The organism is Leclercia sp. GHBNCSD (genome assembly GCF_055805075.1).
The window spans coordinates 3948432-3968903 of the sequence record NZ_JBQVYO010000001.1 but is presented as its reverse complement, the minus strand read 5'-3'; the positions used below and the strand labels follow the sequence as shown (position 1 = coordinate 3968903).

23 protein-coding genes, 1 pseudogene and 1 other annotated feature are annotated in these 20472 nt (G+C 56.7%); of the genes and pseudogenes, 15 read left to right on the top strand and 9 right to left on the bottom strand.

Annotated features, from left to right (window positions below):
• Positions 1 to 187: 187 nt before the first annotated feature.
• Together ACT3IC_RS18995 and rnm are read right to left on the bottom strand one after the other, a co-directional pair.
• A complete protein-coding gene (locus ACT3IC_RS18995; protein ID WP_103179897.1) occupies positions 188 to 808 on the bottom strand; it encodes an L-threonylcarbamoyladenylate synthase in 621 nt (206 codons plus the stop codon).
• Entirely contained in the window at positions 805 to 1686 is an 882-nt protein-coding gene (gene rnm, locus ACT3IC_RS18990) for an RNase RNM (RefSeq protein WP_156654656.1), read from the bottom strand. Before rnm ends, ACT3IC_RS18995 begins: the two co-directional genes overlap by 4 nt.
• A 158-nt stretch (positions 1687 to 1844) precedes the next feature.
• Positions 1845 to 1940: a sequence feature (Trp leader region), on the top strand.
• 24 nt (positions 1941 to 1964) lie between these two features.
• Here rnm and ACT3IC_RS18985 point away from each other — a divergent pair.
• The 8 genes from ACT3IC_RS18985 to ACT3IC_RS18950 all read left to right on the top strand — a co-directional run bounded on the left by ACT3IC_RS18985 (position 1965) and on the right by ACT3IC_RS18950 (position 10474).
• Positions 1965 to 3527 carry an anthranilate synthase component 1 gene (locus ACT3IC_RS18985; protein WP_473478610.1) on the top strand — a complete coding sequence of 521 codons (1563 nt, stop codon included), beginning with the start codon at positions 1965 to 1967 and terminating at the stop codon, positions 3525 to 3527.
• Positions 3527 to 5122: a bifunctional anthranilate synthase glutamate amidotransferase component TrpG/anthranilate phosphoribosyltransferase TrpD gene (trpD, locus tag ACT3IC_RS18980; RefSeq protein ID WP_473478607.1), complete on the top strand. Its 1596-nt coding sequence runs from the start codon at positions 3527 to 3529 to the stop codon at positions 5120 to 5122. Before ACT3IC_RS18985 ends, trpD begins: the two co-directional genes overlap by 1 nt.
• 3 nt (positions 5123 to 5125) lie before the next feature.
• Complete coding sequence (trpCF, locus tag ACT3IC_RS18975) at positions 5126 to 6484, top strand: bifunctional indole-3-glycerol-phosphate synthase TrpC/phosphoribosylanthranilate isomerase TrpF (RefSeq protein ID WP_473478605.1); 1359 nt, start codon at positions 5126 to 5128, stop codon at positions 6482 to 6484.
• A 10-nt stretch (positions 6485 to 6494) separates the two neighbouring features.
• Positions 6495 to 7688: a tryptophan synthase subunit beta gene (gene trpB / locus ACT3IC_RS18970; RefSeq protein WP_103179902.1), complete on the top strand. Its 1194-nt coding sequence runs from the start codon at positions 6495 to 6497 to the stop codon at positions 7686 to 7688.
• Positions 7688 to 8497: a tryptophan synthase subunit alpha gene (gene trpA, locus ACT3IC_RS18965; RefSeq protein ID WP_103179903.1), complete on the top strand. Its 810-nt coding sequence runs from the start codon at positions 7688 to 7690 to the stop codon at positions 8495 to 8497. The genes trpB and trpA overlap by 1 nt, the downstream gene beginning before the upstream one ends.
• Positions 8498 to 8655: 158 nt before the next feature.
• The gene (gene yedE / locus ACT3IC_RS18960; RefSeq protein WP_103179904.1) at positions 8656 to 9867 is read left to right on the top strand and encodes a selenium metabolism membrane protein YedE/FdhT; all 1212 of its coding nucleotides are present in this window, start codon (positions 8656 to 8658) and stop codon (positions 9865 to 9867) included.
• Positions 9864 to 10097 carry a sulfurtransferase-like selenium metabolism protein YedF gene (gene yedF, locus ACT3IC_RS18955; protein WP_103179905.1) on the top strand — a complete coding sequence of 78 codons (234 nt, stop codon included), beginning with the start codon at positions 9864 to 9866 and terminating at the stop codon, positions 10095 to 10097. The genes yedE and yedF overlap by 4 nt, the downstream gene beginning before the upstream one ends.
• Positions 10098 to 10201: 104 nt before the next feature.
• The gene (locus ACT3IC_RS18950) at positions 10202 to 10474 is read left to right on the top strand and encodes an ElaB/YgaM/YqjD family protein (RefSeq protein WP_103179906.1); all 273 of its coding nucleotides are present in this window, start codon (positions 10202 to 10204) and stop codon (positions 10472 to 10474) included.
• A gap of 28 nt (positions 10475 to 10502) precedes the next feature.
• Here ACT3IC_RS18950 and ompW read toward each other — a convergent pair whose 3' ends face one another.
• A complete protein-coding gene (gene ompW / locus ACT3IC_RS18945) occupies positions 10503 to 11135 on the bottom strand; it encodes an outer membrane protein OmpW (RefSeq protein WP_103179907.1) in 633 nt (210 codons plus the stop codon).
• Between the two features lie 225 nt (positions 11136 to 11360).
• Here ompW and ACT3IC_RS18940 point away from each other — a divergent pair.
• The 4 genes and pseudogenes from ACT3IC_RS18940 to yciA all read left to right on the top strand — a co-directional run.
• A pseudogene (locus tag ACT3IC_RS18940) lies at positions 11361 to 11450 on the top strand (YkgJ family cysteine cluster protein); the annotation flags it as partial.
• A gap of 25 nt (positions 11451 to 11475) precedes the next feature.
• Positions 11476 to 12219: a YciC family protein gene (locus ACT3IC_RS18935; RefSeq protein ID WP_103179908.1), complete on the top strand. Its 744-nt coding sequence runs from the start codon at positions 11476 to 11478 to the stop codon at positions 12217 to 12219.
• A gap of 58 nt (positions 12220 to 12277) precedes the next feature.
• On the top strand, positions 12278 to 12817 hold the full coding sequence (locus ACT3IC_RS18930; RefSeq protein ID WP_103179909.1) for a septation protein A: 540 nt from the start codon (positions 12278 to 12280) through the stop codon (positions 12815 to 12817).
• A 105-nt stretch (positions 12818 to 12922) separates the two neighbouring features.
• Entirely contained in the window at positions 12923 to 13318 is a 396-nt protein-coding gene (yciA, locus tag ACT3IC_RS18925; RefSeq protein ID WP_103179910.1) for an acyl-CoA thioester hydrolase YciA, read from the top strand.
• Positions 13319 to 13349: 31 nt separating this feature from the next.
• Here the strand turns inward: yciA and tonB are convergent, their stop codons facing one another.
• Entirely contained in the window at positions 13350 to 14087 is a 738-nt protein-coding gene (tonB, locus tag ACT3IC_RS18920) for a TonB system transport protein TonB (protein ID WP_473478943.1), read from the bottom strand.
• A gap of 221 nt (positions 14088 to 14308) precedes the next feature.
• Between tonB and ACT3IC_RS18915 the strand changes: the two genes are divergently transcribed.
• Entirely contained in the window at positions 14309 to 14605 is a 297-nt protein-coding gene (locus ACT3IC_RS18915) for a YciI family protein (RefSeq protein WP_032611245.1), read from the top strand.
• A gap of 36 nt (positions 14606 to 14641) precedes the next feature.
• On the opposite strand, the gene leuE is transcribed toward ACT3IC_RS18915, so the two are convergent.
• Both leuE and ACT3IC_RS18905 read right to left on the bottom strand, forming a co-directional pair.
• Positions 14642 to 15277, bottom strand: a complete 636-nt coding sequence (gene leuE / locus ACT3IC_RS18910; RefSeq protein WP_103822506.1) for a leucine efflux protein LeuE — start codon at positions 15275 to 15277, stop codon at positions 14642 to 14644.
• Positions 15278 to 15343: 66 nt separating this feature from the next.
• The gene (locus ACT3IC_RS18905; protein ID WP_139156347.1) at positions 15344 to 15517 is read right to left on the bottom strand and encodes a YciY family protein; all 174 of its coding nucleotides are present in this window, start codon (positions 15515 to 15517) and stop codon (positions 15344 to 15346) included.
• A gap of 142 nt (positions 15518 to 15659) precedes the next feature.
• Here ACT3IC_RS18905 and cls point away from each other — a divergent pair, with 142 nt between their 5' ends.
• Both cls and ACT3IC_RS18895 read left to right on the top strand, forming a co-directional pair.
• Complete coding sequence (gene cls / locus ACT3IC_RS18900; protein WP_473478595.1) at positions 15660 to 17120, top strand: cardiolipin synthase; 1461 nt, start codon at positions 15660 to 15662, stop codon at positions 17118 to 17120.
• Between the two features lie 33 nt (positions 17121 to 17153).
• Complete coding sequence (locus tag ACT3IC_RS18895) at positions 17154 to 17483, top strand: HI1450 family dsDNA-mimic protein (RefSeq protein ID WP_103179912.1); 330 nt, start codon at positions 17154 to 17156, stop codon at positions 17481 to 17483.
• Positions 17484 to 17526: 43 nt separating this feature from the next.
• Here ACT3IC_RS18895 and oppF read toward each other — a convergent pair whose 3' ends face one another.
• The 3 genes from oppF to oppC are packed head-to-tail and all read right to left on the bottom strand — an operon-like array spanning position 17527 to position 20461.
• Positions 17527 to 18531 (bottom strand): murein tripeptide/oligopeptide ABC transporter ATP-binding protein OppF, encoded by a 1005-nt coding sequence (gene oppF / locus ACT3IC_RS18890; protein WP_103179913.1) that lies wholly within the window; start codon positions 18529 to 18531, stop codon positions 17527 to 17529.
• Positions 18528 to 19541, bottom strand: coding sequence for an ABC transporter ATP-binding protein (oppD, locus tag ACT3IC_RS18885; protein WP_103179914.1), 1014 nt, complete (start codon positions 19539 to 19541; stop codon positions 18528 to 18530). Before oppD ends, oppF begins: the two co-directional genes overlap by 4 nt.
• Before the next feature lie 11 nt (positions 19542 to 19552).
• Complete coding sequence (oppC, locus tag ACT3IC_RS18880; protein ID WP_103179915.1) at positions 19553 to 20461, bottom strand: oligopeptide ABC transporter permease OppC; 909 nt, start codon at positions 20459 to 20461, stop codon at positions 19553 to 19555.
• Positions 20462 to 20472: the final 11 nt, after the last annotated feature.

Below are 20472 nucleotides of genomic sequence, written 5' to 3'. Positions count from 1 at the left end.
AGCATATGTTCGCTTATCGTACATCAACATATTCAGGCAGGGGCGAGATTATTCCAGCAACGAACTATTTTCAGAAAATCACAAGATATTTACTACAGGAAGGAATAAGAAGACAGGCGGAGTGATAATATCAGGGTCATTATAGCGAGAATATCATGCTAAACAGATGACCCTGTACCCTATGAAATTACAGGAAAGGCTTCACGTCCCCCACCCCTTCACGCAGCACAACCGGGGCATCTTCCGTTAAATCGATCACCGTGGTCGGCTGTTGGCCGAGATAGCCGCCGTGAATCACCAGCTCAACCTGTTTCTCCAGACGGTCTTTGATCTCATCGGGATCGGATTCCGTAAAGTCGCTGCCCGGTAACATCAGCGAGGTGGAGAGCATCGGCTCGCCCAGCGTCTCGAGAAGCGCCTGAGCAATCGGGTTTGACGGCACGCGCATCCCGATGGTTTTGCGTTTTTCCTGCAGCAGGCGGCGCGGCACCTCTTTCGTCCCCTTGAGGATAAAGGTGTAATTACCCGGCGTGTTATTTTTGATCAACCGAAACGCCACGTTATCCACGTAGGAGTAGGTCGATAACTCAGAGAGATCGCGGCACATCAGGGTAAAGTTATGCCCGTTAGGCAGGTTGCGGATCCGGCAGATACGCTCCATCGCGTTTTTGTCTTCGATCTTACAGCCCAGCGCATAGCCTGAGTCAGTTGGATAGACAATAACGCCACCCTTACGCACGATCTCCACGGCCTGATTAATCAAACGCGGCTGCGGATTGTCAGGATGGATATAAAAAAATTGGCTCATACTCCCCTCTCTTCAATTGGCGTTGGCTGCTCCCAGAGGTGCCACACCGGCTCGACACCGGCGGGTAACCAGAGCTTGCGTCCCAGCTCTATCCAGGGACAAGGCTGATGAAAATCAGAGCCCTGGGAGGCAAAGAGTCCATACTGGCGGGCATATTCAGCCAGCTGACTGCGCTCGTTGGGTGCCTGCTGACACTGAGCGACTTCCATCGCCTCTCCGCCGTGTTCGGCAAAGTATGCCAGCAGACGTTTCAGCCATTTGGCGGAAAGGTTATACCGCCCCGGATGGGCCAGTACCGCCTTACCACCAGAATGATGAATGACATCAATAGCTTGTTCTATTGTACACCACTGGGGAGGAACGTATCCGGTTTTCCCGCGGGCGAGATATTTTTTAAACACATCCGCAATGTTATTTGCTTTCCCGGCTTCAATCAGAAAACGGGCAAAGTGGGCGCGGGTCACCGCCCCGCCATTCGCCAGACGCAGGGCCCCTTCCCACGCGCCGGGAATATGCGCTTTCTCCAGACGTTCGGCGATCATCTCTGCCCGCTGTACGCGCCGCATCTTTTGTTCATCCAGGAACGCACAGAGGGTCGGGTTCTCAATATCGATGTTTAACCCGACGATATGGATCTCGTGGTTTTCCCAGACGGTGGAAATCTCCACGCCGGTGATTAAGGTCAGGGGCAATCCGCTGCGGGCAATTTCCGCCCGCGCGGCCGCAATGGCCTCGGTGGTGTCGTGATCGGTAATGGCCAGCGTACCCACGCGCATCTCATGGGCACGATGGACAAGCTCTTCAGGCGTAAGCAGGCCATCGGAGGCCTGGGTATGGCTGTGTAAATCATAAATCACTGCGTAATTCGTGTCGCTCAAAGCGGCTCCCGTCACTGCTCGTCAATATCTGCGCCGCCATCATAACGGCATGTGGTGAAATTCTGAAATCGGGGGTTGACAATAAGCCATCGAACTAGTTAACTAGTACGCAAGTTCACTCAACGAGGTATCTGGAAATGACCGCACATTTTTCTCTGCATAGCTGGTGGCGCACCTCCTGAATTGTCGGGCAGTGTCGTACGTCTGCGTCATGCATACAGATACCTGGCCCGCCACTGAGCGGGCTTTTTTATGAACAGAATAAAGAGAACAACATAATGCAAACAGCCAAACCGAATCTTGAACTGCTGACCCGTGAGGCGGCCTATCGCCACAATCCCACAGCCCTGTTCCATCAGGTGTGTGGCGCCCGTCCTGCCACGCTGCTGCTGGAGTCGGCGGATATCGACAGTAAAGACGATCTGAAAAGCCTGCTGCTGGTCGACAGCGCCCTGCGCATCACCGCCCTGGGCAACACCGTCACCCTGAAGGCGCTTTCTGAAAACGGTGCGGCCCTGCTGTCGCTGCTGGACGATGTCCTGCCCGCGGGCATTGAGAACGAACATCGCCCGGACCAGCGGATCCTGCACTTCCCGCCGGTGAGCCAGCTGCTGGACGAAGATGCCCGTCTCTGTTCTCTGTCGGTGTTTGATGCCTTCCGCCTGCTGCAAAACCTGGTGAACGTACCGGAAAGCGAGCGCGAAGCGATGTTCTTCGGCGGGCTGTTTGCCTATGACCTGGTGGCCGGTTTCGAAGAGCTGCCGGAGCTTGAACAGGGCAACCGCTGTCCGGACTACTGCTTCTACCTGGCGGAGACCTTACTGGTGATCGACCACCAGAAAAAATACACCCGCATTCAGGCCAGCCTGTTTACCCCGTTACTGGCGGAGAAGCAGCGCCTGGAGCAGCGCATTGCCCAGCTGCAAGAGCAGATGAATGAAGCCCCACCGGAACTGCCGGTGCAGCGCGTGGAACAAATGCGTTGCGACGTCAGCCAGACGGACGACGAGTACGGCGTGGTGGTGCGCCAGATGCAGAAAGCCATTCGCGCAGGCGAGATCTTCCAGGTGGTGCCGTCCCGTCGTTTCTCCCTGCCCTGCCCGTCTCCGCTGGCGGCCTACGACGTGCTGAAGAAAAGCAACCCCAGCCCCTACATGTTCTTTATGCAGGACAACGATTTTACGCTGTTCGGCGCCTCGCCGGAGAGCTCCCTGAAGTACGACGCCACCAGCCGCCAGATTGAAATCTATCCCATTGCCGGAACCCGTCCGCGCGGTCGTCGCGCCGACGGCTCACTGGACCGCGATCTGGACAGCCGCATTGAGCTGGAGATGCGCACCGACCAGAAAGAGATGTCCGAGCACCTGATGCTGGTGGACCTGGCCCGTAATGACCTGGCGCGTATCTGCACCCCGGGCAGCCGTTACGTCGCCGACTTAACCAAAGTGGACCGTTACTCTTTCGTGATGCATCTGGTCTCCCGCGTGGTGGGCGAGCTGCGTCAGGATCTGGACGTGCTGCACGCCTACCGCGCCTGCATGAACATGGGCACCCTGAGCGGCGCGCCGAAAGTCCGCGCCATGCAGCTGATTGCCGAGGCCGAAGGCCGTCGTCGCGGCAGCTACGGCGGCGCGGTGGGCTACTTCACCGCCCACGGCGACCTGGATACCTGCATCGTGATCCGCTCCGCCTACGTTGAAGAAGGCATTGCCACCGTCCAGGCGGGCGCGGGCATCGTTCTCGACTCGGTTCCGCAGTCTGAAGCTGACGAAACCCGCAATAAAGCCCGCGCGGTACTGCGCGCCATTGCGACTGCCCATCACGCACAGGAGATTTTCTGATGGCTGACATTCTGCTGCTCGATAATATCGACTCCTTTACCTATAACCTGGCGGATCAGCTGCGTGCTAACGGTCACAATGTGGTGATTTACCGTAACCATGTCCCGGCCCAGACCTTAATCGACCGTCTGGCCACCATGCAAAACCCGGTGCTGATGCTCTCCCCGGGGCCTGGCGCGCCGAGTGAAGCGGGCTGTATGCCGGAGCTGCTGACCCGCCTGCGCGGCAAGCTGCCGATCATCGGTATCTGCCTGGGCCATCAGGCGATTGTTGAGGCTTACGGCGGCTACGTCGGCCAGGCCGGTGAGATCCTGCACGGGAAAGCCTCCAGCATTGAACACGACGGCCAGGCGATGTTTGCCGGGCTGATGAATCCCCTGCCGGTGGCGCGTTACCACTCGCTGGTGGGCAGCAACATCCCGGCGGGCCTGACGATCAACGCCCATTACAACGGGATGGTAATGGCGGTACGTCACGACGCGGACCGGGTTTGCGGGATGCAGTTCCACCCGGAATCCATTCTGACCTCCCAGGGCGCGCGCCTGCTGGAGCAGACCCTGAACTGGGCGCTGCAGAAACTGGAGCAGACCAACACTCTGCAGCCGATTCTGGAAAAACTCTACCAGGCGCAGACCCTGAGCCAGCAGGAGAGCCACCAGCTCTTCTCCGCCGTGGTACGCGGTGAGCTGAAGCCTGAGCAGCTGGCTGCCGCGCTGGTGAGCATGAAAGTGCGCGGTGAACAGCCGCAGGAGATTGCCGGTGCCGCCACCGCATTGCTGGAAAACGCCGCCCCGTTCCCGCGCCCGGACTACCTCTTCGCGGATATCGTCGGTACCGGCGGTGACGGCAGTAACAGCATCAACATCTCCACCGCCAGCGCCTTTGTCGCTGCCGCCTGTGGGCTGAAGGTGGCGAAGCACGGCAACCGCAGCGTCTCCAGCCGTTCCGGTTCGTCGGATCTGCTGGCCGCCTTCGGGATTAATCTGGACATGAATGCGGAGAAATCCCGCGATGCGCTGGACGAACTGGGCGTCTGTTTCCTGTTCGCGCCGAAGTATCACACTGGCTTCCGCCATGCCATGCCGGTGCGTCAGCAGCTGAAGACCCGCACCCTGTTTAATGTGCTTGGGCCACTGATCAACCCGGCGCACCCGCCGCTGGCGCTGATTGGTGTCTACAGCCCTGAACTGGTGCTGCCGATCGCCGAAACCCTGCGGGTACTCGGTTATCAGCGTGCGGCGGTGGTTCACAGCGGCGGGATGGACGAAGTCTCGCTCCATGCGCCGACGCTGGTGGCCGAACTGCACAACGGTGAAATCAAAAACTATCAGCTTGACGCAGCAGACTTTGGTTTAACCCCGTATCACCAGAAACAACTTGCGGGCGGCACCCCGGAAGAAAACCGTGACATTCTGACCCGCCTGTTACAAGGTAAAGGTGAACCAGCGCATGAGGCCGCTGTCGCCGCTAACGTCGCCATGCTGATGCGTCTGCACGGCGAAGAGGATTTACAGGTCAACGCGCAAAAAGTGATTGATGTGCTGCGCTCCGGCGCAGCCTACGACCGAGTGACCGCACTTGCGGCAAGAGGGTAAACAATGCAGACCGTATTAGCGAAAATCGTTGCCGATAAGGCCATCTGGGTTGAAGCGCGGAAACAGCAGCAGCCGCTCGCCAGTTTCCAGAATGACGTGGTACCGAGCAGCCGTCGTTTTTATGATGCCCTGCGGGGCGCGCGCACCGCATTTATCCTGGAGTGCAAAAAGGCCTCCCCGTCGAAAGGGGTGATCCGCGACGATTTCGACCCGGCGAAGATCGCCGCCATCTATAAGCACCACGCTTCGGCTATTTCGGTGCTGACCGATGAGAAATATTTTCAGGGAAGTTTTGATTTTCTGCCCATCGTCAGCGGCATCGCGCCGCAGCCGATTTTGTGCAAAGACTTTATCATCGACCCGTATCAAATCTGGCTGGCGCGTTTTTATCAGGCCGACGCCTGCCTGCTGATGCTCTCGGTCCTGGACGATGAACAGTACCGCCAGCTTGCTGCGGTCGCGCACAGCCTTAACATGGGTGTGCTGACCGAAGTGAGCAACGAAGAGGAGCTGGAGCGCGCTATCGCCCTCGAGGCAAAAGTGGTCGGGATCAATAACCGCGACCTGCGCGATCTCTCCATCGACCTGAACCGCACCCGCCAACTGGCGCCGCGTCTGGGCGCAGGCGTAACGGTGATTAGCGAGTCCGGCATCAACAGTTATGCCCAGGTTCGCGAGCTGAGCCACTTCGCCAACGGCTTCCTGATTGGGTCGGCGATGATGGAGCAGGACGATCTCAGCGCCGCGGTACGTCGCGTGCTGCTGGGGGAGAATAAGGTCTGCGGCCTGACGCGTCCACAGGATGCCGCCGCGGCTTATGAAGCGGGCGCCATTTACGGCGGGCTGATCTTCGTTGATGCCTCCCCGCGCAACGTGACCGAGGCGCAGGCGCGCGAGGTGATCGCCGCCGCCCCGTTACAGTATGTGGGCGTCTTCCGTAATGGTGCCATCGAACAGGTGGCTGCCACGGCAGAGTCGCTTTCCCTGACCGCCGTTCAACTGCACGGCAGCGAAGATCAGGCGTATATCGATGCCCTGCGTGAAAGGCTAAAACCGCAGGTGCAAATCTGGAAAGCGCTGAGCGTGGCCGACACCCTGCCGCCGCGCACGCTGCAGCATGTTGATAAGTATGTGCTGGATAATGGCCAGGGCGGAACCGGGCAGCGTTTTGACTGGTCGCTGCTCCAGGGCGAGAAGCTGGATAACGTCCTGCTCGCCGGGGGCTTAAGCCCCGATAACTGCGTTGAGGCCGCCAAAGCGGGCTGCGCAGGTCTCGATTTTAATTCAGGCGTTGAGTCGCAGCCGGGCATAAAAGATGCCAGCAAACTGGCTTCGGTGTTCAAAACGCTGCGTGCATATTAAGGAAGAGAAGATGACCACATTATTAAATCCCTATTTTGGTGAGTTTGGCGGCATGTATGTGCCGCAAATCCTGATGCCCGCCCTGCGCCAGCTTGAAGAGGCGTTCGTGAGTGCGCAAAAAGATCCGCTCTTCCAGGCTGAGTTCACCGACCTGCTGAAAAACTACGCCGGACGCCCTACGGCCCTGACCAAATGCCGCAACCTGACAGAGGGGACGAATACCACCCTGTATCTGAAGCGTGAAGATCTGCTCCACGGCGGCGCACATAAAACCAACCAGGTGCTGGGGCAGGCGCTGCTGGCAAAACGGATGGGTAAAACCGAAATCATTGCCGAAACCGGGGCCGGTCAGCACGGGGTGGCTTCGGCGCTGGCCAGCGCCCTGCTCGGCCTGAAATGCCGTATCTACATGGGGGCAAAAGACGTTGAGCGTCAGTCGCCGAACGTCTTCCGTATGCGTCTGATGGGCGCGGAAGTGATCCCGGTGCACAGTGGCTCGGCCACCCTGAAAGATGCCTGTAACGAGGCGCTGCGCGACTGGTCCGGTAACTATGAAAACGCCCACTATATGCTCGGTACCGCCGCGGGCCCGCACCCGTTCCCGACCATCGTGCGTGAATTCCAGCGCATGATCGGCGAAGAGACCAAAGCGCAGATCCTCGAAAAAGAGGGTCGCCTGCCGGATGCGGTGATCGCCTGCGTGGGCGGCGGCTCTAACGCCATCGGCATGTTTGCTGACTTCATCGACGATACCCGTGTGGGGCTGATCGGCGTTGAACCTGCTGGTCACGGAATTGAAACCGGCGAGCACGGTGCGCCACTGAAGCATGGCCGCGTGGGCATCTACTTCGGCATGAAAGCGCCGATGATGCAGACCGACGAGGGCCAGATTGAAGAGTCGTACTCCATCTCTGCCGGGCTGGACTTCCCGTCCGTGGGGCCGCAGCACGCGCACCTGAACAGCATCGGTCGCGCCGAGTACGTCTCAATTACCGATGACGAAGCGCTGGAAGCGTTCAAGACCCTGTGCCGTAAGGAGGGGATTATCCCGGCGCTGGAATCTTCCCACGCCCTGGCCCATGCCCTGAAAATGATCAAAGAGAACCCGGAAAAAGAGCAGCTGCTGGTGGTGAACCTGTCCGGTCGCGGTGATAAAGATATCTTCACCGTTCACGATATTCTGAAAGCACGAGGGGAAATCTGATGGAACGTTACGATAACGTGTTTGCTGAACTTAAGGCCCGCAAGGAAGGCGCGTTTGTTCCCTTCGTCACGCTGGGCGACCCCTCTCCGGAGCAGTCGCTGAAAATCATCGACGCCCTGGTTGAAGCGGGCGCCGACGCGCTGGAGCTGGGCATCCCCTTCTCCGATCCGTTGGCCGATGGCCCGACCATTCAGAGTGCCACCCTGCGCGCCTTTGCCGCAGGCGTGACCCCGACCCAGTGCTTCGAGATGCTGGCAACCATCCGTCAGAAATACCCGGCGATGCCCATCGGCCTGCTGATGTACGCTAACCTGGTCTTTAACCGCGGCATTGACGAGTTCTACGCCGAGTGCGCGCGCGTGGGCGTGGATTCGGTGCTGGTCGCCGATGTCCCGGTCGAGGAGTCGGCCCCGTTCCGCCAGGCGGCGATGCGGCACAACGTTGCGCCGATCTTTATCTGCCCACCAAATGCCGATGATAACCTGCTGCGCCAGATCGCCTCCCACGGTCGCGGCTATACCTACCTGCTGTCCCGCGCCGGGGTGACGGGTGCGGAGAACAAAGCCGCCCTGCCGCTGCACCATCTGGTGGAAAAACTGACGGAGTATAATGCCGCACCGCCGCTGCAGGGCTTTGGTATTTCAGCGCCTGAGCAGGTGACCGCGGCGCTGGGTGCCGGGGCGGCCGGGGCGATTTCCGGCTCGGCGATCGTCAAAATTATCGAGAACAATGTCGATAAGCCTGAACAGATGTTGAGCGAACTGAAGGCCTTTGTCAGCGCCATGAAAGCCGCAACCCGTCCGCAGTAAAAGAGTCGCCGTCTGGTTTTTTACCAGGCGGCTTTACGCATAAATTGATCCCTTCGATCTTTAACGCAGTTAATCCTTTTCAAACGCGATTCCCGGCGTATCATCCTCACGTTTTATAACACTTCCTCCTTAAACCTTCTGAGTTCAGAGGCTTAACTATGTCATGGCAATACTTTAAGCAGACTTATTTAATTAAGTTCTGGTCACCTGTTCCTGCCGTTATCGCTGCCGGGATCCTCTCCACCTACTATTTTGGTATCACCGGCACCTTCTGGGCGGTTACGGGTGAATTTACCCGTTGGGGCGGGCAGTTGCTGCAACTGGCGGGCGTTCACACCGAAGCGTGGGGTTACTTCAAACTCATTCACCTTGATGGCTCCCCACTCACACGCATCGACGGCATGATGATCATCGGTATGTTCGGCGGCTGTTTTGCTGCCGCACTCTGGGCAAACAACGTCAAGCTGCGCATGCCGCACAGCCGGATCCGCATCGCCCAGGCGGTGGTTGGCGGTATCATCGCCGGGTTTGGTGCGCGCCTGGCGATGGGCTGTAACCTTGCGGCTTTCTTCACCGGGATCCCGCAGTTCTCCCTCCACGCCTGGTTTTTTGCTCTCGCCACCGCCGTCGGCTCGTACTTTGGCGCGCGCTTTACCCTGCTGCCCCTGTTCCGTATTCCGGTCAAAATGCAAAAAGTGAGCGCCGCCTCGCCGTTAACGCAGAAGCCGGATCAGGCCCGTCGTCGCTTTCGTCTCGGTATGCTGGTCTTCTTCGGCATGCTGGCCTGGGCGCTCTGTACCGCGCTGAACCAGCCGAAGCTCGGGCTGGCGATGCTGTTCGGTGTCGGATTTGGTCTGCTGATTGAACGGGCGCAGATCTGCTTTACCTCCGCGTTTCGCGATATGTGGATCACCGGACGCACCATGATGGCGAAGGCGATTATCGCCGGGATGGCGGTGAGCGCCATCGGGATCTTCAGCTACGTCCAGCTGGGTGTCGCGCCTAAAATCATGTGGGCCGGGCCAAACGCCGTGATCGGCGGGCTACTGTTTGGCTTTGGGATTGTGCTGGCGGGCGGCTGCGAGACCGGGTGGATGTACCGCGCGGTGGAAGGCCAGGTGCACTACTGGTGGGTTGGTCTGGGTAATGTGATTGGCTCGACCCTGCTGGCTTACTGGTGGGATGATTTATCCCCCGCGCTGGCGACCAACTGGGACAAGGTTAATCTTCTCAACACCTTTGGCCCGCTGGGTGGATTACTGGTGACCTACATTTTGCTGCTGGTCGCATTTTTGCTGGTGCTGGCGCAGGAGAAACGCTTCTTCCGCCGCGCTGCCATGAAAACTGACATTCGTGAGGAAGCCGCATGAAAGCGATCGTTCCCGACTACCGCCTCGATATGCTGGGTGAACCTTGCCCGTACCCGGCGGTTGCCACGCTTGAGGCGATGCCGCAACTGAAAAAGGGCGAGATCCTGGAGGTGGTGAGCGACTGCCCTCAATCCATCAACAATATTCCCCTGGACGCCAGAAACCACGGCTATACGGTACTGGATATTCAACAGGATGGGCCGACCATCCGCTATCTCATCCAGAAATAATAAGAGGGTGGCGCCAGGCCACCCTTTCTTAAGTATTAATCCCATTTTCTCCAGGATATCCCTGTTGAGTCTATGCTTAACATTGACTACAAAAGGAGAACGTTATGTCAGACCAAAATCTTGATAATGATGCACAATATGCAGGTGAAAAAGCGAAGAACAAACTGGATGAATTCGCCGGCGCTGCGCAGCAGCAGTTTGGCGAGGCCGTTGATTCGCCAAAACATCAGCTGAAGGGTGCCGGGCGCAAATATGCTGCACAGGCAAGCGACGTTGTTACTGATGTTACCGACGCAGTAAAAAATAACCCTCTTACCGGCCTGATCGCCGCGGGTGCGGTGGGTATTGTTCTTGGCCTGCTGTTAGGGCGTAAATAAAAAAAGGCCCCTCGGGGCCTTCTTATTTTCAGAAGCGGTATCCCGCCGAGAACATAAACACCCACGGATCCAGACGGGTATTGATATTTTGCTGCTGATCCCCCGCCTTAAAGCGCACCTCGGTGTCGATATCCATGTACCAGACCGACATATTAATCAGCCAGTCGCGGTTGATGAGGTAATCCAGCCCCACCTGCCCCGCCATACCCCATGAATCTTTCAGGCTCAGATCGGAAAGGCCAGCCGCTTTACCGGTGTCGTTAAACTTCTCATCAAAGAAGGTGGTGTAGTTAACCCCGGCGCCAACGTAGGGGCGAACCTTGCTGCCTGCATCACCGAAATACCACTGGGCCATCAGGGTCGGCGGCAGATGGTGAACCGTGGCGATATCCCCGGTTGGGCCCGTACCGACTTTATGGCGAAACGGCGTGGCCGCCAGCAGTTCAACGCCGACGTTGTCGGTCGCCATCCAGGTAAAGGTCATCCCCGCCTGGGTATTGTTACTGACGTTAAAACCGCCCAGACCCAGAACATTGTCCGAGCCTTCCGTTGGACGTACCGTCGCCGTCCCGAGACGGAAAAAGAACTCACCTGCTTCGTGGGCCATTGCGCCGCCGGAAAGCGTACTCAGAATCAGTGCTGCCACCGCTGCTTTTTTCATATCCATTCCCTCGTTATGGTTTTATTCAGGAACGGAATATACCCACAAATGATTAATAAGTGATCTTGCATTGATCACACTAAATTCAGGGATTTAACATTCATTGATCTAAATTAATTTTTTTCACAACTGGCAAAAATTGGTAGGCAGGGTCTGGATCAATTTTGCCATTTCGGACACAAAACGCCCTGCTTGCCCACAACCGCGCAAAATGGCAGCGACGCATTACGGGCGCTTTACAAAGATATGCTTTTCCATACAAGGCTTGATACTGCCACCGTACACTTATCCAGGGTACAATTGCCCGCTAATTAACACCTGCAATACTCAAGGAGAGTGCATGTCTATCACGGCGAAGTCTGTCTACCGTGACACGGGGAATTTTTTCCGCAATCAGTTCGTTACCTTTTTACTGATCGCCTTGTTGTGCGCATTTATCACGGTGGTACTTGGTCATGCTTTTTCGCCGAGTGAGGAGCAAATTGCCAGCCTGAGCGAAGGCGATCAAATCGCCAGCAGCGTTGGTCTGTTTGAGATGGTGCAGAACATGACTCCGGAACAGCAGCAGATCCTGTTGCGGGCTTCTGCGGCCTCGACCTTTTCCGGTCTTATCGGCAATGCCATTCTGGCAGGCGGCGTGCTGCTGATGATCCAGCTGGTCTCTGCCGGGCAGCGCGTCAGCGCGCTGCGGGCGATAGGTGCCAGCGCGCCGCTGCTGCCCAGGCTGTTCATTCTGATCTTTTTAACCACCATGCTGGTGCAATTAGGGATTATGCTGGTTGTGGTGCCGGGCGTGCTGTTGGCGATTGTGCTCGCCTTCGCCCCCGTGATGCTGGTACAGGACCGCATGGGCATTTTTGTCGCCATGCGTAGCAGTATCCGGCTGGCATGGTCTAATATGCGTCTGGTCGCGCCAGCGGTAATGAGCTGGCTGCTGGCGAAAACCCTGCTGCTGCTGTTTGCACCCAATCTTGCCGTTCTGACGCCTAACGTTGGTGCTGTTGTGGCGAATACCCTGAGCAACCTCATCTCCGCTGTCTTGCTCGTTTATTTGTTCCGCCTGTACACGTTAATTCGCCAGTAATTTTTTCTGATGGCCTGTTCAGAACGTACAGGCCGTCGCTGATAGATGGAATCGAAGAATGAAGCAGTTTCTTGATTTTTTACCCCTGGTTGTCTTTTTTGCTTTCTATAAGCTGTATGACATTTACGCCGCGACCACTGCCCTGATTGTCGCCACCGCAGTCGTGCTGATTTACAGCTGGGTGCGCTACCGCAAGGTTGAAAAAATGGCCCTGATCACCTTTGTGCTGGTGGCCGTCTTTGGCGGGCTGACCGTCTTTTTCCACAACGATGAGTTCATCAAGTGGAAAGTGACCGTCATTTATGTGCTGTTTGCCGGCGCCCTGCTGTTCAGCCAGTGGGTGATGAAAAAGCCGCTTATCCAGCGCATGCTGGGTAAAGAGCTGGCGCTGCCGCAGGCGGTCTGGTCGCGCCTGAATATCGCCTGGGCGGTATTCTTTATTCTCTGTGGTCTGGCGAATATCTATATCGCTTTCTGGCTGCCGCAGAATATCTGGGTCAACTTTAAAGTCTTTGGTCTGACCGCCCTAACGCTGATTTTCACCCTCCTGAGCGGCATCTACATCTATCGCCACATGCCACAGGATGACAAGCAGTAATCCTTCCGCCAGGCTTGATAAGCCTGGCGTTTTTCTTCTGTTCTCTCCGGCAGCAAATCATAGTAGCATCCCGCCTGAAGTCCTCCGTAATAAGTAGAGTTCATAATGACAACAACGAACGCCCCGCAGGGCGAACTGGTTTTACGCACACTTGCAATGCCCGCCGACACCAATGCGAACGGCGATATTTTTGGCGGCTGGTTAATGTCGCAGATGGATATGGGCGGGGCGATCCTCGCTAAAGAGATTGCCCATGGCCGCGTGGTGACGGTCCGGGTTGATGGTATGACCTTTCTGCGGCCTGTCGCGGTGGGTGATGTGGTCTGCTGTTACGCCCGTTGCGTGAAGCGGGGAAATACCTCGGTGTCGATCAATATTGAAGTATGGGTGAAGAAGGTCTCTTCGGAACCGATCGGCCAGCGCTATAAGGCCACCGAAGCGCTCTTTATTTACGTGGCGGTGGATAGCGAAGGTAAACCGCGTGCATTACCGCAGGCATAAAAAAAGCCTCCCGATTGGGAGGCTTTTTTCATTATTCCATCTGAGCCCCGCCGTTGAGGCGGAAAACAATATTGACGATGAGTCCACTGCCTGGCTTACCGGCTTCGTAGCGCCATTTACGCATCGCGTTTTTCACATCACGCTCGAACATGTTTGACGGCTGCGCGGAGAGGATCTGGACATTATCCACACGTCCGTCGGCGGTGACGTCAAATTTCACCCGCACACGCCCTTCAATACGCAGAGCCTGCGCGCGCGACGGATATTGCGGCTGGTTACGGCTCAACGCACGTGGACCCGGCGGCGCCGCCGGAACCGGCTTAGCGGTAACTGGCGCGGAGTTCATGACCGGGCGAGCCGGGGCTGCGCGCTCAACGGGCTGCGTGGTACGTGGCTCAACCGGGCGCTCTTGACGCTTCGGACGCTCTTCCACCTTTTTCACCGGCTTCGGTTTCGGCTTCGGTTTTGGCTTGGGCTCCGGTTTGTGGATCACCACAGGCGCTTCTTTTGGCGGCTCAGGAACAACTTCAGGTTCTGGTTCCGGCTCGGGTTCGGGTTCGGGCTCTGCAACAGGCTCCGGTGGAGGCGCGACCTGTACGGGCTCCAGCTCCGCAGGCGTTACCATGGTCACCGAAATCGGCTGCGCGGGCGCTGGCATTTCAATAACCTGATGTACCGATGTGTAAAGCAGACCCGCCACCACGGCTCCGTGAATTCCGACGGACAACAGCGTCGGCCAGGGAAAGCGGCGAGGTAAATCGAGGGTCATTGAAGTCATAATCGTTTCAGTTAAAAAGCCAGGCCCTGATTTTAAATGCAAATAGCAATCATATTCAATAAGCCAGTTAAACTTCGCCCGATTTTACCGTCCAGCTGGCGAAAAAAGGCACATCAGGCGCAAGGTTTTAACAATGTTGCCATCTTTACATTGCAGTCACCTGCACTTTCACATAACGTAATTCCCACTTTTATCGGTTAAGGAGCTCCGCTGTGCTTTACGTGATTTTTGCTGCAGATGTCGCTGATTCTCTGGAAAAACGTCTCTCCGTACGCCCTGCCCACCTTGCGCGCTTACAGCTGCTGCATGACGAAGGCAGATTATTGACCGCAGGCCCGATGCCTGCCGTCGACAGCAACGATCCGGGCGCGGCGGGATTTACCGGCTCAACGGTGATTGCCGAATTTGAATCGCTCGAAGCGGCACAGGCCTGGGCGCAGGACGACCCGTATGTGGCGGCAGGCGTGTATGATAACGTCGTGGTGAAGCCGTTTAAAAAAGTTTTCTAGGATAAAAAAAGGCTCCGTACCAGGAGCCTTTTCTTATTAGTTCAGCGATGCCAGCCGCGCCGCAAAGCCAACAAACAGTAATCCAATTAAACCATTTCCCAGCTTCGCCAGTTTCTTTTTGGTTTTCAGGTAGCGCGTAACAAACGCGCCGGAGAAGATCAGGAAGCTCATATAGATAAAACTGATGATTTCCAGCGTGACCGCGAGGATCATAAAAGCGACGCCGGTGTGCTTCGCGTGAACGTCAATAAACTGCACAAAGAATGAGACATAAAACAAAATCGCCTTCGGGTTGGTCATACTCAGCACCAGCGAGCGTTTCATTATGGTTTTAGCCGGTTCGAGACCGCCAGCATCGCCCTGCTGTGTATGCCTTATTACCGACCAGAGCATTTTGCCGCCCAGCCATAACAGATAGAACGCCCCGAGATAGCGCACAATATTAAACAGCATTGGCGTGGTCTGGATCAGCGCCGCGACCCCCGCCCATGCCAGAAACATCAGTACCGCATCGCCAATAAATACGCCACTGGCGGCAAGATAGCCCTTTTTCACACCGTGACCAATACCGGTCTTTAAAACGAATAAGGTATTAGGCCCAGGAACCAGAACAATAAAAATAGCCCCGACAACATAGGTCCAGAAATTCAGTACACCCAAATCCGCAAACACCTCATCCTCCTTTTTGACGTAGCGAATAAAAAACATCGGGCACCTCTGTGGGTGCCCTTGTGTCATTCAGTAATCCTGAACGGCGAACAGCAACGCATTGCGATGACGGTTCATACTGCATTTTCTGATGGCGTGGATACGCATATTACGGCGGGATTGTGCTTCCAGCCAACGCGCTTTGCGACGACTTGTCTGTCGCAACATGCGCCAGCGCCCTACTTCTGTTCTACTGCGCTTCATGTTACCAACTCTTCACAAAACAGAGCGTTCATTATAGTCCCTTGCCTGCGGCAGACCAGCGCTTTTATCTGGCGTTTTTATTTGCCAGAAAAATCCTGACGCGTAAACTCTTAACAATACGCTTTCAAAAGGATTTTTTATTATGACAACCTTCTACACCGTGGTGAGTTGGCTGCTCATTCTGGGATACTGGCTGTTAATCGCAGGGGTGACATTACGCATCCTGATGAAGCGCCGAGCCGTTCCCTCTGCCATGGCATGGCTGTTGATTATTTATATCCTGCCGCTGGTCGGCATCATTGCGTATTTATCCTTTGGCGAGCTTCACCTCGGTAAACGCCGGGCCGAGCGTGCCCGGGCGATGTGGCCCTCCACGGCGAAATGGCTGAACGATCTGAAATCCTGCAAACATATTTTTGCCGAAGAGAACAGTGACGTCGCCGCGTCGTTATTTAAGCTCTGTGAACGCCGCCAGGGGATTGCCGGGGTGAAAGGCAATCAGCTGCAATTGATGACCACCTCTGATGACGTGATGAATGCCCTGATCCGCGATATTCAGCTGGCGCGACATAATATCGAGATGGTGTTTTATATCTGGCAGCCCGGTGGCATAGCCGATCAGGTAGCTGAATCCCTGATGGCCGCGGCACGCCGGGGGATCCACTGCCGTCTGATGCTCGACTCCGCCGGTAGCGTGAATTTTTTCCGCAGCAACTGGGCATCCATGATGCGCAATGCCGGTGTGGAAGTGGTCGAAGCGTTAAAGGTTAACCTGATGCGTGTGTTTCTGCGCAGGATGGATCTGCGCCAGCACCGCAAAATGGTGCTCATCGACAACTACATCGCCTATACCGGCAGCATGAACATGGTCGACCCGCGCTTCTTTAAACAGGATGCCGGTGTGGGTCAGTGGATCGATCTGATGGCGCGCATGGAGGGCCCGGTCGCCACCGCGATGGGGATCGTCTACTCCTGTGACTGGGAGATTGAAACTGGCAAACGCATTCTGCCCCCGCCGCCGGATGCCAATATCATGCCGTTTGAACAGGCCAGCGGGCACACTATTCACACTATCGCCTCCGGACCGGGCTTCCCGGAAGATCTGATCCATCAGGCGTTATTGACCGCCGCCTATTCCGCCCGCGAATACCTGATCATGACCACCCCCTATTTCGTGCCGAGTGACGATCTGCTCCACGCTATCTGCACGGCCGCCCAGCGCGGGGTCGACGTCAGTATCATCCTGCCGCGCAAGAACGATTCGGTGCTGGTGGGCTGGGCCAGCCGGGCCTTTTTCAGCGAACTGCTGGCAGCCGGGGTGAAGATTTACCAGTTTGAAGGTGGGCTGTTGCATACCAAGAGCGTGCTGGTGGACGGTGAGCTCAGCCTGGTGGGAACAGTGAACCTCGATATGCGTAGTCTGTGGCTCAATTTTGAGATCACGCTGGTGATCGACGATACCGGTTTTGGGGGCGATCTGGCGGCCGTGCAGGATGATTATATCTCGCGCTCCCGCCTGCTGGATGCCCGTCTGTGGATGAAAAGGCCGCTATGGCAGCGAATTGCCGAACGACTGTTTTACTTCTTTAGTCCGTTGCTGTAAAACGTGCCCAACGATGTTAAACAGGTAGTCATCATGGAAATGGATCTGAACAATCGCCTGACCGAAGACGAAACGCTCGAGCAGGCCTACGATATCTTTCTGGAACTGGCCGTCGATAATCTCGACCCGGCTGACGTGATTCTCTTTAATTTACAGTTCGAAGAGCGTGGCGGCGCCGAGCTGTTCGATCCGTCTGAAGACTGGGCTGAACATGTCGATTACGACCTGAACCCGGACTTCTTCGCCGAGGTGGTAATTGGCCTGGCGGAGACCGACGGGGGCGAGATCAATGATATTTTTGCCCGCGTTCTGCTGTGTCGTGAGAAAGACCACAAGCTCTGCCACATACTCTGGCGCGAATAAAAAAAGGCTGCGATTGCAGCCTTTTTTATTGCCTTTTACCCGGTCAGAGCGGGTCAACCTTCAGGCAGGAGACCGCATGGCGGAAGCTGCCCTCCAGTACCGGACGCGTTTTCGCGCACTCCGGCCCGGCAATCGGGCAGCGGGTACGGAACACGCAGCCAGACGGCGGGTTGATGGGCGACGGCAGTTCCCCTTCCAGCAGCTGAATGGTCTTATTCTGCTCCAGGTCAGGATCCGGCACCGGCACGGCAGACATCAGCGCTCTGGTGTAAGGGTGTAACGGATTATGATACACCTCATCATAGGTGCCCAGCTCCACCGCATGGCCCAGATACATCACCAGTACGCGATCGGAGATGTGCTTCACCACCGCCAGGTCGTGGGCGATAAAGATCAGTGACAGCCCCATCTCACGCTGCAGTTTTTGCAGCAGGTTAACTACCTGCGCCTGAATCGACACGTCCAGCGCGGAGACCGGTTCGTCACAGATAATCAGCTTCGGCTCAAGGATCAGCGCGCGGGCAATGCCGATACGCTGGCACTGGCCGCCCGAGAACTCGTGCGGATAGCGGTTGATAAGGTTCGGCAGCAGACCGACCTTCATCATCATCGCCTTGACGCGGTCGCGCACTTCGGTACGCGGCATCTTCGGATGGTAGGTGCGCAGCGGCTCAGCGATGATCTCGCCAATGGTCATACGCGGGTTCAGTGACGCCAGCGGGTCCTGGAAAATCATCTGAATGTCGCTTCGGACCTCGCGCCACTCTTCCGGCTTCATCCCCAGCAGATCTTTACCCAGCCAGGCGACCTTGCCGCCAGTGGCTTTGACCAGGCCGATGATCGCGCGGGCAAAGGTGGATTTGCCGCAGCCCGACTCCCCCACCACGCCAAGGGTCTCCCCCTCGTAGAGACGCAGGGTGACGCCGTCAACCGCTTTCAGGGTTTTCGCCGGCTGCCAGAACCACTGCTTGCCGTCTTTGATGTCGAAGTGCACTTTCAGATCGGCGATTTCAAGCAGAACATTTCTTTTTTCGTCAATGGCTGTCATACCAGCTCCTCGTACGGCTTAAAGCAGGCACGCAGACGGCCTGGTGCAAACTCTTCCAGCGGCGGCGCGCTGTTGCAGATTTCCATCGCGTGCGGACAGCGCGGCTGGAACGGGCAGCCTTTCGGCAGACGCAGCAGGTTGGGCGGGTTGCCAGGAATGGTCAGCAGCGACTCCCCTTCCGCATCAAGACGCGGTACCGCATTCAGCAGGCCAATGGAGTACGGGTGCGCCGGATGATAGAAGACATCTCGCGCTTTACCGTACTCCATGGTACGCCCGGCATACATCACCAGCACTTTATCGCAGATCCCGGCCACGACGCCCAGATCGTGGGTAATCATGATGATCGCAGTATTAAACTCGCGCTTCAGCTCGTTCAGCAGGGTCATGATCTGCGCCTGAACGGTCACGTCCAGGGCGGTGGTCGGTTCATCGGCAATGAGCAGTTTTGGCCGGCACAGCAGCGCCATCGCGATCATCACGCGCTGGCGCATCCCGCCGGAGAACTCGTGCGGGAACATGCGCATACGCTTACGCGCTTCCGGCATTTTTACCGCATCCAGCATCTTAACCGACTCTTCAAACGCTTCGGCTTTGCCCATCCCCTTGTGCAGCATCAGCACTTCCATCAGCTGCTCGCCCACACGCATGTACGGGTTCAGGGAGGTCATCGGATCCTGGAAAATCATGGATATTTGCTCGGCACGCAGCTTGTTAAGCTCGTTCTCCGGCAGGTTAAGGATCTGCTTACCGTTAAAGGTGGCAGAGCCGCCGATAACGCCATTCTGTGCCAGCAGCCCCATCAGCGCGAACGCCGTCTGGGATTTACCGGAACCGGATTCACCCACGATACCCAGCGTTTCGCCAGCACGCAGGCTGAAGTTAAGATCGTTTACCGCAGTCACATCGCCATCAGGCGTTTTAAAGGTGACGCGCAGATCTTTCACATCCAGCAGAAGGTTACCCTGCTGATGCGCTTGTGGGGCAGATGCCGTTTCAATAATAGTCATGGCGGCACTCCTTAACGGTCTTTCGGATCGAGGGCATCACGCAGGCCATCGCCGATAAAGTTGAAACAAAACAGTGTTACCACCAGGAAACCCGCCGGGAACAGCAGCAGCCACGGTGAAACTTCCATAGAGTTGGCGCCATCGCTCAGCAGCGCACCCCAGCTGCTCAGTGGCTCCTGGGTACCCAGGCCGAGGAAGCTCAGGAAAGATTCAAACAGGATCATGCTAGGTACCAGCAGCGAGGCATACACCACCACCACACCCAGCACGTTTGGCACGATATGACGGACCACGATATTACCGGTCGAAACCCCGCCCACCTGCGCCGCTTCGATAAACTCTTTGCGCTTCAGGCTCAGGGTCTGGCCGCGCACGATACGCGCCATATCGAGCCAGGAGACCATGCCGATAGCCACAAAGATCAGCAAAATGTTCTGGCCAAAGAAGGTCACCAGCAGAATGACGAAGAACATAAACGGGAAGGAGTTGAGGATCTCCAGAATACGCATCATCACCGAATCGACCTTGCCGCCGAGATAGCCGGAGAGCGATCCGTATAACGTACCCAGAATCACCGCAACAAAAGCTGCTGCGATCCCTACCATCAACGAAATGCGTCCACCGATGGCCACACGGACCAGCAGGTCACGTCCGGACGAGTCGGTACCAAAGTAGTGGCCCGATTCGGTATCCGGCGCGCTGGACATCATGCCCCAGTCGGTATCGAAGTAGGTGAACTGCGACAGCATCGGCGCGAGCGTCACAAACAGGGCGATAAGGACCAGGACAATCAGGCTGGCAACCGCAGCACGGTTATGCATGAAGCGACGGCGTGCATCCTGCCAGAGGCTACGCCCCTCCACTTCCAGTTTTTCACTGAAGTTTTCCAGCGCCTCGCTGTTTTTCTTACTTAACATCATGGCGAGCTCCA

Bases quoted from the DNA above. Each gene is read 5' to 3' on its own strand.
- ACT3IC_RS18995 (WP_103179897.1), bottom strand. From the start codon at position 808: ATGAGCCAATTTTTTTATATCCATCCTGACAATCCGCAGCCGCGTTTG.
- ACT3IC_RS18985 (WP_473478610.1), top strand. From the start codon at position 1,965: ATGCAAACAGCCAAACCGAATCTTGAACTGCTGACCCGTGAGGCGGCC.
- trpD (WP_473478607.1), top strand. From the start codon at position 3,527: ATGGCTGACATTCTGCTGCTCGATAATATCGACTCCTTTACCTATAAC.
- trpCF (WP_473478605.1), top strand. From the start codon at position 5,126: ATGCAGACCGTATTAGCGAAAATCGTTGCCGATAAGGCCATCTGGGTT.
- trpB (WP_103179902.1), top strand. From the start codon at position 6,495: ATGACCACATTATTAAATCCCTATTTTGGTGAGTTTGGCGGCATGTAT.
- trpA (WP_103179903.1), top strand. From the start codon at position 7,688: ATGGAACGTTACGATAACGTGTTTGCTGAACTTAAGGCCCGCAAGGAA.
- yedE (WP_103179904.1), top strand. From the start codon at position 8,656: ATGTCATGGCAATACTTTAAGCAGACTTATTTAATTAAGTTCTGGTCA.
- yedF (WP_103179905.1), top strand. From the start codon at position 9,864: ATGAAAGCGATCGTTCCCGACTACCGCCTCGATATGCTGGGTGAACCT.
- ACT3IC_RS18950 (WP_103179906.1), top strand. From the start codon at position 10,202: ATGTCAGACCAAAATCTTGATAATGATGCACAATATGCAGGTGAAAAA.
- ompW (WP_103179907.1), bottom strand. From the start codon at position 11,135: ATGAAAAAAGCAGCGGTGGCAGCACTGATTCTGAGTACGCTTTCCGGC.
- ACT3IC_RS18935 (WP_103179908.1), top strand. From the start codon at position 11,476: ATGTCTATCACGGCGAAGTCTGTCTACCGTGACACGGGGAATTTTTTC.
- ACT3IC_RS18930 (WP_103179909.1), top strand. From the start codon at position 12,278: ATGAAGCAGTTTCTTGATTTTTTACCCCTGGTTGTCTTTTTTGCTTTC.
- yciA (WP_103179910.1), top strand. From the start codon at position 12,923: ATGACAACAACGAACGCCCCGCAGGGCGAACTGGTTTTACGCACACTT.
- tonB (WP_473478943.1), bottom strand. From the start codon at position 14,087: ATGACCCTCGATTTACCTCGCCGCTTTCCCTGGCCGACGCTGTTGTCC.
- ACT3IC_RS18905 (WP_139156347.1), bottom strand. From the start codon at position 15,517: ATGAAGCGCAGTAGAACAGAAGTAGGGCGCTGGCGCATGTTGCGACAG.
- cls (WP_473478595.1), top strand. From the start codon at position 15,660: ATGACAACCTTCTACACCGTGGTGAGTTGGCTGCTCATTCTGGGATAC.
- ACT3IC_RS18895 (WP_103179912.1), top strand. From the start codon at position 17,154: ATGGAAATGGATCTGAACAATCGCCTGACCGAAGACGAAACGCTCGAG.
- oppF (WP_103179913.1), bottom strand. From the start codon at position 18,531: ATGACAGCCATTGACGAAAAAAGAAATGTTCTGCTTGAAATCGCCGAT.
- oppD (WP_103179914.1), bottom strand. From the start codon at position 19,541: ATGACTATTATTGAAACGGCATCTGCCCCACAAGCGCATCAGCAGGGT.
- oppC (WP_103179915.1), bottom strand. From the start codon at position 20,461: ATGATGTTAAGTAAGAAAAACAGCGAGGCGCTGGAAAACTTCAGTGAA.